The 14,774-nt window shown below is 67.5% G+C and carries 16 protein-coding genes; 5 read left to right on the top strand and 11 right to left on the bottom strand.

The window, feature by feature from the left end; all coding sequences use genetic code 11:
• Window positions 1–24: 24 nt before the first annotated feature.
• The 3 genes from C0R46_RS14070 to moaB are packed head-to-tail and all read left to right on the top strand — an operon-like array spanning window position 25 to window position 3,391.
• Window positions 25–1,914: a tetratricopeptide repeat protein gene (locus C0R46_RS14070; RefSeq protein ID WP_102960289.1), complete on the top strand. Its 1,890-nt coding sequence runs from the start codon at window positions 25–27 to the stop codon at window positions 1,912–1,914.
• A complete protein-coding gene (locus tag C0R46_RS14065; protein ID WP_102960288.1) occupies window positions 1,914–2,849 on the top strand; it encodes a 4-(cytidine 5'-diphospho)-2-C-methyl-D-erythritol kinase in 936 nt (311 codons plus the stop codon). The genes C0R46_RS14070 and C0R46_RS14065 overlap by 1 nt, the downstream gene beginning before the upstream one ends.
• A complete protein-coding gene (moaB, locus tag C0R46_RS14060; RefSeq protein WP_102960287.1) occupies window positions 2,846–3,391 on the top strand; it encodes a molybdenum cofactor biosynthesis protein B in 546 nt (181 codons plus the stop codon). Before C0R46_RS14065 ends, moaB begins: the two co-directional genes overlap by 4 nt.
• Window positions 3,392–3,400: 9 nt before the next feature.
• Here moaB and C0R46_RS14055 read toward each other — a convergent pair whose 3' ends face one another.
• Window positions 3,401–4,030: a glycosyl transferase family 2 gene (locus C0R46_RS14055; protein WP_342586517.1), complete on the bottom strand. Its 630-nt coding sequence runs from the start codon at window positions 4,028–4,030 to the stop codon at window positions 3,401–3,403.
• A 34-nt stretch (window positions 4,031–4,064) separates the two neighbouring features.
• Between C0R46_RS14055 and C0R46_RS14050 the strand changes: the two genes are divergently transcribed.
• Window positions 4,065–5,222 carry a PA0069 family radical SAM protein gene (locus C0R46_RS14050; RefSeq protein ID WP_102960286.1) on the top strand — a complete coding sequence of 386 codons (1,158 nt, stop codon included), beginning with the start codon at window positions 4,065–4,067 and terminating at the stop codon, window positions 5,220–5,222.
• Window positions 5,223–5,395: 173 nt separating this feature from the next.
• Entirely contained in the window at window positions 5,396–6,112 is a 717-nt protein-coding gene (locus C0R46_RS14045) for a ribonuclease HII (protein ID WP_102960423.1), read from the top strand.
• A gap of 138 nt (window positions 6,113–6,250) precedes the next feature.
• Here C0R46_RS14045 and C0R46_RS14040 read toward each other — a convergent pair whose 3' ends face one another.
• The 10 genes from C0R46_RS14040 to C0R46_RS13995 all read right to left on the bottom strand — a co-directional run.
• On the bottom strand, window positions 6,251–6,733 hold the full coding sequence (locus tag C0R46_RS14040) for a F0F1 ATP synthase subunit B (protein WP_102960285.1): 483 nt from the start codon (window positions 6,731–6,733) through the stop codon (window positions 6,251–6,253).
• A gap of 12 nt (window positions 6,734–6,745) precedes the next feature.
• Window positions 6,746–7,354, bottom strand: coding sequence for a F0F1 ATP synthase subunit B (locus C0R46_RS14035; RefSeq protein WP_102960422.1), 609 nt, complete (start codon window positions 7,352–7,354; stop codon window positions 6,746–6,748).
• Between the two features lie 67 nt (window positions 7,355–7,421).
• Window positions 7,422–7,649 carry a F0F1 ATP synthase subunit C gene (locus C0R46_RS14030; protein WP_102960284.1) on the bottom strand — a complete coding sequence of 76 codons (228 nt, stop codon included), beginning with the start codon at window positions 7,647–7,649 and terminating at the stop codon, window positions 7,422–7,424.
• 83 nt (window positions 7,650–7,732) lie between these two features.
• Window positions 7,733–8,491, bottom strand: coding sequence for a F0F1 ATP synthase subunit A (locus C0R46_RS14025; RefSeq protein ID WP_102960421.1), 759 nt, complete (start codon window positions 8,489–8,491; stop codon window positions 7,733–7,735).
• A gap of 162 nt (window positions 8,492–8,653) precedes the next feature.
• Window positions 8,654–8,995 (bottom strand): AtpZ/AtpI family protein, encoded by a 342-nt coding sequence (locus C0R46_RS14020; RefSeq protein WP_245413589.1) that lies wholly within the window; start codon window positions 8,993–8,995, stop codon window positions 8,654–8,656.
• A 160-nt stretch (window positions 8,996–9,155) separates the two neighbouring features.
• Complete coding sequence (locus tag C0R46_RS14015; protein ID WP_102960282.1) at window positions 9,156–10,367, bottom strand: cell wall hydrolase; 1,212 nt, start codon at window positions 10,365–10,367, stop codon at window positions 9,156–9,158.
• A 231-nt stretch (window positions 10,368–10,598) separates the two neighbouring features.
• Window positions 10,599–12,023 carry a ribosome biogenesis GTPase Der gene (der, locus tag C0R46_RS14010; RefSeq protein WP_102960281.1) on the bottom strand — a complete coding sequence of 475 codons (1,425 nt, stop codon included), beginning with the start codon at window positions 12,021–12,023 and terminating at the stop codon, window positions 10,599–10,601.
• A gap of 51 nt (window positions 12,024–12,074) precedes the next feature.
• Window positions 12,075–12,797 carry a tetratricopeptide repeat protein gene (locus C0R46_RS14005; protein WP_102960280.1) on the bottom strand — a complete coding sequence of 241 codons (723 nt, stop codon included), beginning with the start codon at window positions 12,795–12,797 and terminating at the stop codon, window positions 12,075–12,077.
• 224 nt (window positions 12,798–13,021) lie between these two features.
• Window positions 13,022–14,029, bottom strand: coding sequence for an ABC transporter substrate-binding protein (locus C0R46_RS14000; protein ID WP_102960279.1), 1,008 nt, complete (start codon window positions 14,027–14,029; stop codon window positions 13,022–13,024).
• A gap of 167 nt (window positions 14,030–14,196) precedes the next feature.
• Window positions 14,197–14,774 (bottom strand): Rossmann-fold NAD(P)-binding domain-containing protein (locus C0R46_RS13995; RefSeq protein WP_114348397.1); only part of this gene is annotated, 578 nt, incomplete at its 5' end.

Below are 14,774 nucleotides of genomic sequence, written 5' to 3'. Positions count from 1 at the left end.
CAGGGCCGAAAGAGGATTGGACACTTGCAGACACGACGCTTCTCCCGGCTGCTCCGCGCCGCTCTCGTCCTTGCCGCCGCCAGCACCGCCCTTTCATCGGCAGGCGCCACGGCACCGGCCACGCCGAAGCCCGAGACGCCCGCTGCGAGCGCCCGCATCCAGACTGTGTCCGGCGCTTATCTTGCCGCCAAGTCCGCGCAGATGGATGGCGACCTTGCCAAGGCGACCGACTACTACGCGCAGGCCCTCACCCTCGATCCCAACTCCGAGATGCTGCAGCAGGACGCGATGTTTGCCTTCTTCGCGGCCGGGCGTTTCGACGACGGTGTAAAGCTCGCCGCCAAGCTGCGTGAGAATACCGACGCGGCGAAGGTCGCCCGCATCACGCTCGGCATCGATCAGCTCCGCAAGGGCAAGTGGGGCGAAGCGATCGAGGCCTTCGACATCGTCGATCCGAGCGATCTCGATGCGCTGCTGCTCACCCATCTCTCCTCCTGGGCCGATCTGGGCGCTGGCCGCGTCGACGACGCGCTGTCGCGCATCAAGGAGCTCGACAAGGCGGCCTGGTATCCGATCTTCAACCAGTACCAGTCCGGCCTCGTCGCCGAGGTGGCCGGCCGCCACGACGAGGCGCGGCGTTTTCTGAACGAGGTGCTGAAGACGAAGGACAACGCGCAGACCTCGCCGGACGCCTTCCTCGGTTCCGCCGATCTCCTTGCCCGGATCGAAGCGCGTGCGGGCAAGAAGCAGGCAGCCATCGCGGCTCTCGACAAGGGTCTAGCCGTCGCGCCGAGCTACGATCCGCTGCTGACGCTGAAGGGGCGGATCGAGAAGGGCGAGACGATCGAGCTGCCCGTCACCGACGTGAAGCAGGGCGCCGCCGAAACGCTCTACGTCCTCGGCCAGGCGATCAACCGCGGCGACGGGCAGCAGGTCGCGCTCCTGTATTTCCAGCTGGCACGCGCGCTGGCGCCGGCCAGCCCGGCGCTCCTGACGGCGCTGGCGGGTATCGCCGAGCGCGCTAACCAGCTCGACCTCGCCATCTCCTATTACGAGAAGGTGCCGGAAAGCTCGTCCTATCACCGCACCTCCGAGCTGCAGATGGGCATCGACCTCTGGTATGCCGAGCGCAAGGACGAGGCGAAGGCGCATCTGCGCCGCGTCGTCGCCGACTTCCCGGATGACCAGCAGGCCTATGTGGCGCTCGCCGACATCCTCTCGGCCGACAAGGACTATCGCGGCGCGGCGACGGCGCTCGACAAGGCGATCAGCCTCGTCAAGGATGGCGAGACGCCGAGCTGGAACCTGTACTACCAGCGCGGCATCGCCCACGAGCGGCTGAAGGAATGGGACAAGGCCGAGCCCGACTTCAAGAAGGCGCTGGCGCTCTCGCCCAACCAGCCGCAGGTGCTGAACTATCTCGGCTATTCCTGGGTCGACATGAACCGGAACCTCGACCAGGGGCTGGAGATGATCAAGACGGCCGTCGAGCTGCGGCCGAACGACGGCTACATCATCGATTCGCTCGGATGGGCCTATTATCGCCTGTCCCGCTATCCGGAAGCCGTGGAGCAGCTGGAGCGGGCGATCCTGATCAATCCGGTGGATCCCACCATCAACGACCATCTCGGCGACGCCTACTGGCAGGTCGGCCGCAAGCGCGAAGCCCGCTTCCAGTGGCAGCGGGCGCTGACGGGCGATCCGAAGCCGGAGGCTGCGGACGTGACGCGCATCCAGGCCAAGATCGACGGCAAGGACAAGCCGGCCGGCGGAAATGCCGCGAGCAAGGCCGAGACGAGCGAGCCGGCGACCCCGCCGCCCGCCACCGACACCAAGGCGGAGGCTGACGAGAAGGGCTCCGCAACCGGGAGCAGCTCCACGGTGCCGGCTGGATCGGCTGCGACACCGAACTGATGGGCAGTGCGCTCGCGCCAAGGGTAAACGGCGGCTCTGCCTCTGACGTCGCTCCGGTGCAGCAGGAGACAGCGCCGGCGAAGATCAACCTGGCGCTTCACGTTACCGGGCGGCGGGCGGATGGCTACCACCTGCTACACAGCCTCGTCGTCTTCGCCGCGAATGGCGACGGGATCACGGTCGCGGAGAGCGACGCCGACCGGCTCGAAATCGCCGGACCGTTCGCCGCGGCGATCCCGTCCGATGCCGACAACATTCTCCTGCGGGCGCTGACGCTCGCGCGGGCTGCGCTGGCGGCGCATGGGCGCGCGCTGCCGCCGGTCGCCATCCGGCTCGACAAGCAGCTGCCGGTCGCAGCCGGCATCGGCGGCGGCTCGGCCGATGCGGCGGCGCTGCTGCGCCTCGTCCAGCGCCGGGTGCCGCAGGCGGCCGATGCGCTCATGACCGCAGCGCTCGGTCTCGGCGCGGACGTGCCGATGTGCCTCGACGGACGCGCCGCTGTGATCGGCGGCATCGGCGAGGCCATCCAGCCCCTGTCGGGTCTACCGCCTCTGCCGATGGTGCTCGTCAATCCCGGCACCCCCGTCTCGACCCCAGCCGTCTTCGCCGGACTGGAGCGCCGTGACGGCGACCCGCTGCCGGCGCTGCCGGACAATGGCTTTGCGTCGATTGCCGATCTCGCCCGCTGGCTTCGTCTGACGCGCAACGACCTCCAGGCGCCTGCCTTGACGCTCGCGCCGTCGATCGCGACAGTCACGGATGCGCTGCAGAGCCAAGGCGCGCTCATGGCGCGCATGTCGGGCTCGGGCGCGACGGTCTGGGGCCTTTATCCCGACGAAGCGGTCGCCGGGGCTGCCGCGGCAGCGCTGCGGCTGGCCCAGCCCGACTGGTGGGTCATGGCGACCGTCGCGGGCGGAAGGATGGGCAAGGCATGAGCGAAAGCCGCGACTTCATCCCGCTGTCGATCGCCGTGCTCACGGTGTCCGACACGCGCAGCCTCGACGATGATCGGTCCGGCGCCATTCTGGCCGAGCGGCTGACGGGCGCCGGGCATCAGCTGGCTGCGCGCGAGATCGTGCCCGACGACGTGACGGCCATACGAGCCATCGTCCAGCGCTGGTGCGCCGATCCCTCCATCGATGTCGTCATCACCACCGGCGGTACCGGCTTCACCGGCCGCGACGTGACACCGGAGGCCTTGGAGCCGATCTTCGAAAAGCGCATGGACGGCTTTTCAGCGATCTTCCACCGCATCTCCTATGAGAAGATCGGCGTCTCGACGATCCAGTCGCGGGCGACCGGCGGTGTCATAAACGCCACCTTCGTCTTCGCGCTGCCCGGATCGCCCGGCGCCTGCAAGGACGGCTGGGACGCGATCCTGAAGGACCAGCTCGACTATCGGCACGGCCCCTGCAATTTCGTCGAGATCATGCCGCGGCTGGACGAGCATCTGCGCCGCGGCGGCCGCTCCGCCTGATCGGCAGTGTCAACGCTGCCTGGCGGCCACCGGCGGCCTGATCTCCGCCCGCAGCCGTGACGTGGCGAGACCCCGTGCCATGGCGTTCAAGGACGGCTGACGCTTGACGAGGCCGAGCGCCTGAGACTTGCGCAGGACCAGCCCATCCGCCAGCGGACCGCGCCGCTGCCTCACCCGCTGCAGGAACGGCAGCCGGTCGAGGCGCGACGGCGAGAACCGCGCCGCCTCCGGGCTGGCGACGCCGCGCTCGACATCAGCGATATGTTCGCCCAGGGCCTCGATCCAACCGGGCAGCAGCCGCGCACCCGGCTCGATCAGCATAAGCCAGTCGCCCTTCGCCTGAGGCAGCACCGAAGGCAGTTCGGCATTGGCAACGAGCCGGCAGCCTGCGTGATCCGCGACCTTACGCCCGTCGGGCCCCAGCCCGTCCTCGATCACGAGAACCTCGCGCACCAGCCCCTCCACCGCTCCCGGCACGAGGGAGGCGAGGCTCTGGGCGAGCTGGCCGGCATCGGATCCGGCTTCGATGAAGACGCTGAGCATGTCGATTGGATAGCCAAAGGCACCAGACTTCGCCAGCCGCAGAACGACGATCGATTTTGTTCTTGTATTGTTCTCGTCCGCGCGGTAGGACTTCATTCATAGTCGCTTCCCCGATGCGGAAGGAACTCCCATGCAGGACGTGAACCTCGCCGATCGTGCGGCCTTCTCCGGCCCGAACGGCATCGACATTGCCAATCACATCATCAACGAAGCCGGCCTGCGGGTTGGCTTCGGACGACGCCGCGGCCGCGGCGCGGGGCTGAACCCGACTGGCCGTTTCGAGCCGTTCGCGCGCTCGAGTTTCGACGACGGCTGGTCGACGCTCGACGAACTGCCCGCCTTCAAGACCGAGGTGCAGGTCGAGAAGCCGAAGACGATCATCACACGCAACAGCTCGCCGGACATCTCCTTCGACCGCTCGGTCAACCCGTATCGCGGCTGCGAGCATGGCTGCGTCTACTGCTTCGCGCGGCCGACGCATGCGTATATGGGCATGTCGCCTGGGCTCGACTTCGAATCGAAGCTGTTCGCCAAGCCGAATGCGGCCGAGTTGCTCGAGGCCGAGCTGTCGAAGCCCGGCTACCAGCCGCGCTCGATCGCCATCGGCACCAATACCGATCCCTACCAGCCGATCGAGAAGAGCTGGCGCGTGATGCGCCAGATCCTCGAAGTGCTGGAGGCGGCGAACCATCCGGTCGGCATCGTGACGAAGTCGGCGCTGGTGACGCGCGACATCGACATCCTGTCACGCATGGCAGCCAAAGGGTTGGCGCGGGTGGCGCTCTCGGTGACGACGCTCGACCGCACGCTCGCCCGGGCCATGGAGCCGCGGGCGGCAACACCGGCGAAGCGCCTGGAGGCGGTGAAGGCTCTGTCGGAAGCCGGCATCCCGACCATGGTGATGACGGCGCCGATTATTCCCGGCCTGACCGACAGCGAGATCGAGCGTCTTCTTGAGGCGGCCAAGACGGCCGGCGCCAAGGAGGCCGGCTATGTGCTGCTGCGCCTGCCGCTGGAGGTCAGCCCGCTCTTCAAGGAGTGGCTGCTACGGCATTATCCGAACCGCTACCGGCACGTGCTGGCGCTGCTGCGCTCGATGCGCGACGGCAAGGACTACGATGCCGAATGGGGCAAGCGGATGCGGGGCACGGGGCCCTATGCTTTTCAGATCCGCCGCCGCTTCGAGATGGCGGTGAAGCGGCTGGGGCTGAACGAGGAGAGGACGAGCCTTCGCACCGACCTGTTCACGCCGCCGAAGGGCGCCGGCGTGCAGCTGTCGCTGCTCTGAGCCGCCTTGCCGCGGCGCCTCCGTCACGGCGTCCGAGGCGCCGGCTAGGAGGTCTTGCTCGAACGAACGAACTTCGCCCGCCGGCCGCACGGCGGGTGGATCTCGCTGCCGCATCCACCCCGATGGCAGCGAGACTTGCGGAGAATCGGAGAATGCGCGAGTCTCGCCGCAACATGGCTCGCCGACCCTCCGATTCTCCACCCTCTTCCAAGCGCGCGAACGTTAAGGCTGCGCCGCCTACGGCCGACGCTTCTGTGGTCACGGTGCCCGCCGGTCCCGACTTCCTGCTGGAAAGCGAGCAGCTGGCGGCCGGCGCCCGGCTCGTCGCCGGCATCGACGAAGCGGGACGTGGCCCCCTGGCCGGCCCGGTGGTCGCCGCGGCGGTGATCCTCGATCCCAGCTGCATTCCGGACGGCCTTGACGATTCCAAGAAGCTCACCGCCGAGGAGCGCGAGCGCCTGTTCGAGGCGATCGTGTCCTGCGCGACCGTCGCGGCGGCTTCTGCCAGCGCTGCCGAGATAGACCGCTATAATATCCGCGGCGCGACGCTGCTCGCCATGCGCCGTGCCCTGCACGCGCTCGGCGAGAGGCCCTGCCATACGCTGATCGACGGCCGCGATGTCCCCACGGGACTTCAGTGCCGCGCCACGGCGGTCATCGCCGGCGACGCGCGCTGCCTCTCCATCGCCGCCGCCTCCATCGTTGCCAAGGTCACGCGTGACCGGATGATGCGACGGGCCTGCGGCGTCTACAGCGGCTACGGCTTCTCGCGCCATATGGGCTATGCCACGGCGGAGCACCGGGACGCGATCCTGCGGCTCGGACCGAGCCCGCTTCACCGCATGAGCTTCCGCCCGCTGAAGCCTGACCTGCTGCTGGCCGCCGAATAGCCGCAGCTGCTTCCAAGCGGCCGTCGCCGGACCATCTCGTTCAACGCCGCCGAAAGCGTCTTTCAAGCAACAAAAAAGCCCGCGGGACCCGCGAGCTTCATTGATGGTCGCAATGCGACGGCGTGACGGCCGTCGCTCTCAGTTCAGGCGCTGACGCACCTCGGCGATCGAGCGGTCCGTCAGATTGCCGGACGTTCCGGCATTGCGCTCGGCAATGATCCGGCCAGCCGCGGCGACGGCGATATCGACGGCAGAGGCGCGCACCTCGGCGATTGCGTCGTTCTCGGCCTGCGCGATCTTGGTCTCCGCCATGGCGGTGCGGCGAGCGACATATTCCTCGCTCTTCTGCCGCGCTTCGGCGACCAGAGCATCGGCCTCGCGGCGCGCAGCGGCGACGATCTCCTTCGCCTCCTGCTCGGCTTCCTTGCGGCGGCGCTGGAACTCGGCGAGCTGCTGCGTCGCCTCGTCCTTCAGCTCACGCGCCTCGTCGACCTCGCGGCGGATGCGCTCCGCCCGCTTGTCGAGGGCTCGGCCGGCCAGAGCCGGCGCCTTGTAGTAGATCACGATGCCGAAGAAGAGCAGCAGCGCGATGAAGGCCCAGAACGAATTGTCGAGAACCATGGTGGTCCCTCCTCAGACGCGCTCGGCCGCAACGGCGCGGGCAACGTCGTCACGCGAGACGTCGAGACCAGCGACATCCCGCAGGATCGTCTCGGCCGCCTCTTCGGCGATGGTACCGACGTCAGCCAGCGCCTGACGCTTGATCTCGCCGATGCGGGCCTGTGCAGCTTCGAGCCTGGCGTCGAGATCGGCCTCGATGCTGGCGCGTTCGCGGGTGGCGTCCGCCTTGGCGGCGTCTCGCGCATCCTGCGCAATCTTGTGCGAGCCGGCACGGGCTTCCGCCAGCTCCTGCTCGTAGGCCGCCTGCGCGGCATCGGCCTCGCTCTTCATCCGGCCGGCGGCTTCGAGATCGAGAGCGATGCGCTCGCGCCGATTCTCGATGATCCCGCCGATGCGCGGCAGCACCGTCTTCTTCAGGACGACGTAGAAGATCGCGAAGGTGATCGCCAGCCAGAAGACCTGGGAGGCGTAGAACTCGCTGTTGAACGGCGGGAAGACGCCGTGCTCGCCCTCGACATGGACGGTCTCGCCATGTGCGGCCGCCGCTTCGTCGGACGGCGGCAGGTGGATCGCATCACCCTCGGCGTTTTCCGCCTGGGCAAATGCCTGTGTCACGAACATGAGGCGCTCCGGCAGCAGATCCGGCGGCGGTGAAGCCGCCGGATGGCTCAACGATGGTCGACCGTAATCAGACGGCGAAGAGGAGCAGAAGCGCGATCAGCAGCGAGAAGATGCCGAGCGCTTCCGTCACCGCGAAGCCGAAGATCAGGCGGCCGAACTGACCGTCGGCAGCCGACGGGTTGCGCAGGGCGCCGGCCAGGAACTGGGCGAACATGTTGCCGAGGCCGAGAGCCGTGCCGGCCATGCCGAAGCAGGCGAGACCAGCGCCGATGTAGCGAGCGGCTTCTGCGTCCATGGTGAAACTCCTTCTGGGATCGTTGAGACTGCGGACTTTGGAGCCGCCGGCGGCGGGCTCCGGAGATATCCTGGAGACTTGTCTTAGTGGCCTGGATGGATCGCGTCGTTGAGATACATGCAGGTCAGGACCGCGAAGACATAGGCTTGCAGCGCGGCGACCAGGAATTCGAGAGCCGTCAAAGCGACGGTCATGATCAGCGGCAGGATGGCGCCGCCGATGCCGAGGGCGCCGAGGGCGCTCAGCGAGACGACGAAGCCGGCGAAGACCTTCAGCGTGATGTGCCCCGCCAGCATGTTGGCGAAGAGACGCACGGAGAGCGACACCGGGCGCGACAGGAACGAGATCACCTCGATCACCGCCACCAGCGGGATCAGCACCGCCGGCACGCCCGACGGCACGAAGATGCCGAAGAAGTGGGTGCCATGCTTCATCAGGCCGTAGACGACGACGACGCCGATCACCAGCACGGCCAGCGCGAAGGTCACGATCAGATGGCTGGTGATGGTGAAGAAATACGGCACCATGCCGAAGAGGTTCGCCACGAGGACGAACATGAAGAGCGCGAACACGAAGGGGAAGAAGCGCATGCCCGCCGTCCCGGTCGCATCGCGCAGCATGTTGGCGATGAACTCGTAGGATAGCTCGGAGACCGACTGCATGCGGCTCGGCACGAGGCTGCGGCCGCCCGTGGTGAAGTACAGGAACGCCGATGCCACGGCGACCGTCAGCACCATGAAGAGCGAGGAATTGGTGAAGGAGAGGTCCAGATTACCGATATGGATCGGCACGATCCTGAAGATCTGAAACTGGTGTGTCGGATCGGTCGGATCGGCTGCCAAGTTTTCGAACCCTTCGGTCAACGCTCCGCCTTGCGCGGAGCCGACCTGCCAATAGCGTTCCACCCGATGCGACGCAACACCCGATTGCCGCCTTCCCGCGGCAAAAGTGCCGCTTTTCGAGCGGCTTTCGGTAGATCGGCAGCGGATGGTGCGCGTAAACGCCTATCGTGGCGGCTTCGGCGCGCCGATGGACCGCAGCACGTTCATCACGCCGGCGGCAAAGCCAAGGATGAGGAAGATGATCAGCCCGAAGGGGGAGGTGCCGGCGAAGCGATCGATGAGATAGCCCAGGCCCGCCCCGACGAGAACGCCGGCGACGAATTCGCTGGCAAGTTTCAGCCCTTCCGCCGCCCCCTGGAAACCCCGCGAGTTATTGCGTGGACCATCATCCGCCTGCTCGGCCTGGTGCCGGCGTAGCTTCTCGGCCAGCGCCTCGCGGCGCTCGTCCCAGCCCGGGCCCGACATCCCCTTCGTCTGGTCGTCGTGGGGTCCGGTTGAGCTCATTGCAGCGGCCAGTGCTCGTGGAGAGGGATGCGCCAGTCGTGCCGGCAAGCCAGGCCCGGAAGCGGACGAGACAGGCCGGTAGCTAGGCCGGGCGATTCGCACCGTCAAGCCGCAGCCATGTCGCGCGTCGCCGCAAGCGAGGCTCCCAGTGCGCCGCGCCTCAGTTCCAGCCGCCGCCGAAAGTGCGGTAGAAGATATGGCGGCCGATCTTGTCGACCCGCTCCATCGCCTTCGCCCAACGCGGCTTGACGTAGTTGGCGTGATAATGCGTCGCCGACCCGACCTCGTTGATCCAGATCTCGCCGCGGGTGACCTGGCCGGCAATGCGGCGCGCCGATTCCCACGCCTCGCCTTCAAGCACGCGATCCTTGATGCGGTCGCAGGCAAAGGAGAACTGGCAGCGGTTGGTCCAGTTCTTGTTCTGGTAGACGACGCCGCAGATCGTCTTCGGATAGGCGGGGTTGCGCACGCGGTTGAGGATCACCTGCCCGACGGCCGCCTGCCCCATGACCGACTCGCCGCGCGCCTCGAAATAGATGCCCCGCGCCAGGCAGGCCTGCTCCTCATCGGAAAAGGCGGTGACCGGCAGCGGCGTCGCTGCCCAGGAGTGGTCGCCGGCGCCAAGCGGTGGGATGAATTCGTCCGGCTGCTGCTGCTGCTTCAGGATCTTCTCAAAGAGGCTCGCCGTCCGCTCTCCGGGCGAGACCTCCGTCGGCGCATAGCCGAGCGCCGAGGCCGCGCCGACCGAGGGCTTCAGCGACGCCATCATCACCGCGTCGCCCAGCGGAGCGGGGCGATCCGGCGTTTGCGCCGGGGCGAAGTTCATGGCGACCTGGATGGCCTTCTCGACACTGCCGCGCTGCTTCGCGAAGGCCATGGCCACCGTGTCGGCGGTGCTCTTCGGCACGGACAACAGGCTCTGGCGCTCCAGGATCGAGCCGGCGGAAAAGGCCTTCGGCGGCGCGGAGACCGCGGAAACGCTGGACAGGACGCGGCCGGTCTTGCCGGCGCGGGCGACCCGGTCTTCATCCGGCGAGGTGGCCGCCTTGATCGACGGCGCCACCGTATACTGCTTCCCCTCGGCGTTGCGCAGGGCTGCGTTCTGCGGCAGCCGGCCGTCATCCGGTTTGCCGGCGAAAGCGAGCGTCGCGGCGGCGACGGAGCTTGCCGGTGCCGGCACGAAATAGGCCTGCCAGCGCGCCTCGCTGCGCGCGCCTTCCAGCAGCGTCGACATGTCTTGGAAGGCGGCAGAGGTCGTCAGCACCGGCAACAGGGCAATGCCAAGTCCGAGAACGATGGCGCCGCGCCGGGCCGTCCGCTCGATGCTCCGACGGCTGTTCGCCGCGGCTCGCCGCCCGCTTGCATCCACCATGCCACGACACCCAACCACACTCTATGTGGCTGAAAACATGATCCATTAACCTTGTTTCTTGGTTAACGGAGCGTGGCTTCTACGCCGCAGTTGGGGGGCATGGCGGCCGCCGCCCGCAAAATCACGGCCGCCGGGAAGCCGGTCGCGCACGGCGCGGACGAGCATATCCCGGGGGAGAGGCGGCAAGGGAGGACGCGCCGCCTCATGGGGCGGCGCGGTCGCGGCTGGCGATCAGGACGGCCGCTTGGCACGGCCCGCATATGGGTTGTCGGGCTTGCGCAGGCCGAGCCGGATCGGCACGCCAGTCAAGCCAAACGTCTCGCGCAGGCCGTTGACGAGGTAGCGCGTATAGGCCGCGCCGAGCGCCTCAGGGCGCGAGGTCGAGATCATGAAGGTCGGCGGACGCGCCTTCACCTGCGTCATGTATTTGACGTTGACCCGGCGACCTGCGACCGCCGGCGGCGGGTGATGGGCAACGACGCGGTCGAGCCAGCGGTTGAGCCGGCCGGTGGAGATGCGCCGGTTCCAGATCTCGTGCGTCTCGGCGACGGCCTGCATCAGGCGCTCAGTTCCCTCGCCCGTCTCGCCCGAGACGGGTATGGCGCGGATGCCGCGCAACTGGGGCAACAGCCGCTCGGTCTTCTCGTGGAGATCGGCAAGCACCGCCTGCCGGTCCTCGATCAGGTCCCACTTGTTGAGCGCGATCACCGCCGCACGCCCCTCGCGGGCGATGAGGTCCGCGATCTGCAGGTCCTGCCGCTCGAACGGTGCGGTGACGTCGAGCACGATGACGACGACTTCGGCGAACTTTGCCGCCCGCAGCGTGTCGGCGACCGAGAGCTTCTCCAGCTTCTCCTGCACGCGCGACTTGCGCCGAAGGCCCGCCGTGTCGAACACCTTGACGCGGCGGCCGCGCCACTCCCACTCCACGGCGATGGAATCGCGTGTGATGCCGGCCTCCGGCCCGGTCAGCATGCGATCCTCGCCGAGGAAGCGGTTCACCAGGGTCGACTTGCCAGCGTTCGGCCGCCCGACGATGGCGATCCGCAGGGGCTTGGTGTCGTCATATTCCTCGATCGGCTCGTCATCGTCGTCAAAGCCCACGATGACGGGCGCGGCCACCTCGTCAGCCTCGCCGGGCTCCTCGTCTTCCTCGAAGGCTTCGATGCCGAGGGCCGCGACGATGGCATCGCGCAGGTCGCCGAGGCCGGCCCCGTGCTCGGCCGAAATGCCGACGGGGTCACCGAGGCCGAGCGAGAAGGCATCGTAGAAGCCGGCGTCGGCGCCGCGAGCCTCGGCCTTATTGGCGACGAGCACGATCGGGCGACCCTTGCGCCGCAGGAGTTCGGCAAAGCTCTGGTCCTGCGGCGTCAGCCCCGTCTTGGCATCGACCACGAAGAGCGACAGATCGGCCGTCTCGATGGCGCTTTCGGTCTGCGCCCGCATGCGGCCCTCCAGCGTCTCCGCACCGGCATCCTCGAGACCGGCGGTATCGACGATCTCGAAGGACAGGTCCATCAGCGAGGCCTCGCCGGAACGGCGATCGCGGGTGACGCCCGGCTGGTCGTCGACAAGCGCCAGGCGCTTGCCGACCAGCCGGTTGAACAGGGTAGACTTGCCGACATTCGGGCGGCCGATGATGGCGATGGTGACCATGACAGCCTCTTGCGGATCGCGGGCGCCAGCCGGGTGGCTGGCGGCGGATCGTCAGTTCGTCGATGATGCCGGCGGGGTCGAAGCCGCCGGAGCAGCCGGCGCCGGCGCACCGGTCGCCGTATCGCCGGCGGAGATGACGTCGAGCATCAGGCGAGCGCGGGCCGAAATACCCTGCGGCGACTGATCGTCGTCGAGAAGCTGCTGGAACAGCGTACGGGCGCCTGCAGCGTCGCCAGCCTTCCACGAAGCGAGGCCGAGGATCTCGCGGGCGGGATGCCGCAAGGCCTCGCTATCGCCGGTCAGGCGTTCGACACGGCTGCGAACCTCGTCCAGCGAGCCGGTATCGACGAGAATGTAGCCGGCCCGGACGGCCGCCATATCGCGCACCGGCTGCGGCGCCTCGGAGTCGGCCGCGACGGCGTCGAAGCCGGCAACCGCGGCCTTGCTGTCGCCCTTGGTCTCTTGGATCGCGGCAGCGCGCATGCGCGCCAAGACCGGATAAGCGCCGTAGCCGTCGGCGGCGAGCGCATCCAGCGCCTTCAGTGCTTCGTCGTTCTTGCCCTCGTCGGCAAGGGCGACAGCCGAGGAATAGGCGTCGCCCGCGGCGTTGGCCTGCGCCTCGTCATATTGCTCCCACAGGACATAGGCGACCGTGGCGAGGATGATCAGAATGGCGGCGGCGATGATGACGCGGCCGAAGCGTGTCCAGACCGCGCGGACGCGATCCTGACGCAACTCCTCATTGACCTCGCGGAAGAAACCCTCGTCCGACATTCGCCGATCGTCCCGTAGCGCAGAGACCCGTCCGTCGATGCGACGGCGGGCGTTGGCTGGGTTCTACCGATTTTTCACGGCAACGGAAGGGCAATGCCAGCCAAAGCGGCGCGAGCGGACACTTCGCGCCGGTGGCATGTCAGATTGCGGCGCGCTGATTGCGGAGAAAAGGCCGGCAAGGACGATGCTGCCGGCCCCTGACTCGATGGTGTGGAGCGATCGGCTCAGAGCGCCGCCTTGACCTTCTCGGCGACCTCAGGCGCGACCCACTTCGTCCAGACGTCGGGCTGCGTCTCCAGGAAGTGGAGCGCGGTATCCTCTCCGGTCGCCTGGTTCTCGTCCTTCCAGGCCAGCACCTTGTTCACGACCGTGTTCGGCCAGGCACGCGTGTCGAGATAGGCCGCTGCGGCCGGCGCACGTTCCTTCAGCTTCGGGGCGACCAGCGTGTAGACATCGGCCGGCGTCCAGGCGTTCAGCTTCGGGCTGGCGCAGTCCGGCTGGGTGGTGCAGGTCTTCCACTCCTGCGGATCGAAAGGCACATCGAAGGCAAGGCGCTTCATCGGATAGCGGCCGACGATGGCCGTGGGCGACCAGTAATAGCCGAGCCAGCCCTTCTTGTCGGTGAACGCCTTGGCGATGGAGCCGTCGAGGCCGGCAGCCGAGCCGGTGTCGACGAGGTCGAAGCCCTGATCGGCGCCCTTATAGGCCTTGAAGAAGTTGCCGACCATGATCTGGCAGCCCCAGCCCGACGGGCAGTTGTAGACGGCGCCGCGCGAGGGATTCTCGGCCGAGGGGAAGAGCTCGGGATGCTTGAACGCATCCGAGAGCTTCTGAATATCGGGATGGGCGTCGGCGATGTATTGCGGGATCCAGAAGCCTTCCTCGCTGCCGTCGGTCAGAACCTTGGCGGCATAGGCGACGCGACCTTCTTTGACGGCGGCGTCCACCTGCTCGCGGAACTGGTTGACGAAGACCTCCGGGGCGACGTCGGGCTCGCCCTTCTCCGTCATCGAGGTGAAGGTCGGCATCGTGTCGCCCGGCACGAGCTGGGCGTCGCAGCCATAGCCCTTCGACAGGATGAACTGGTCGATGGCTGCCATCACCTCGGCGGAGGCCCAGTTCATGTTGGCGATCCGGACCTGGCCGCACGCACCGGCATCCTGTGCCAGCGCCGGCGCGGCCGAGGCGAGAAGCGTTGCGGCAAAAGCGGCCGAGGCCAGTGACAGTTTCATGGGAGCGGCTCCGATCCTTGACGCGCGAGATAGACGAAATCTAGCTAGCGCTCGTTAGGTCAAGATCGACTCCGCTCCGGAGAACTTGATCCAGGTTAGGCGCTCCACCGGGCGCCCGGAGACTTAGCCTCTGCCGGTCGGTGGAAAACCGTCTCGACTTTAGCGCCTCAGGCAGCGGCGCGGAGCAGCATGCCGAAGAGGTCGCGCGGCTCGTCGGGATCGGCGAGGAGATCGAGCTCCTCGTAGAAGCTGGTGCCGGCGAGCTTGGAGCGGACATAGCGCAGTGCAGAAAAGTCCTCCGTGGCAAAGCCGACCGAGTCGAACAGCGTGATCGCCCGTGCATCCCTGCGGCCGGGCGCTGTGCCGGCGATCACCTGCCAGAGCTCACCCACGGGATAATCCGCCGGCAGCTGCTGGATCTCGCCCTCGATGCGCGTCTGCGGCGGATATTCCACGAAGATGTCGGAGCGGTAGAGGATGTCGGCGTGAAGCTCGGTTTTGCCCGGGCAGTCGCCGCCCACCGCATTGATGTGGATGCCGGCGCCGACGAGGTTGTCGGTCAGGATCGTGGCATACTGCTTGTCGGCCGTCACCGTGGTGACGATCTCAGCCCCTTCCACGGCTTGCGCGACGCTGCCGGCAATCACGATGTCGAAGCCGAAGCCGGCAAGGTTGCGGCGGCACTTCTCGCTCGCCGCCGGATCGATGTCGTAGAGGCGCAGGCGATCGACGCCGAGAAGCGCCT

The sequence above is a fragment of the Mangrovicella endophytica genome, from assembly GCF_002893625.1.
Classification (GTDB): Bacteria; Pseudomonadota; Alphaproteobacteria; order Rhizobiales; family Rhizobiaceae; genus Mangrovicella; species Mangrovicella endophytica.
The sequence above is the reverse complement of the archived record's forward strand: the minus strand, read 5'-3'. Positions and strand labels throughout refer to the sequence as shown.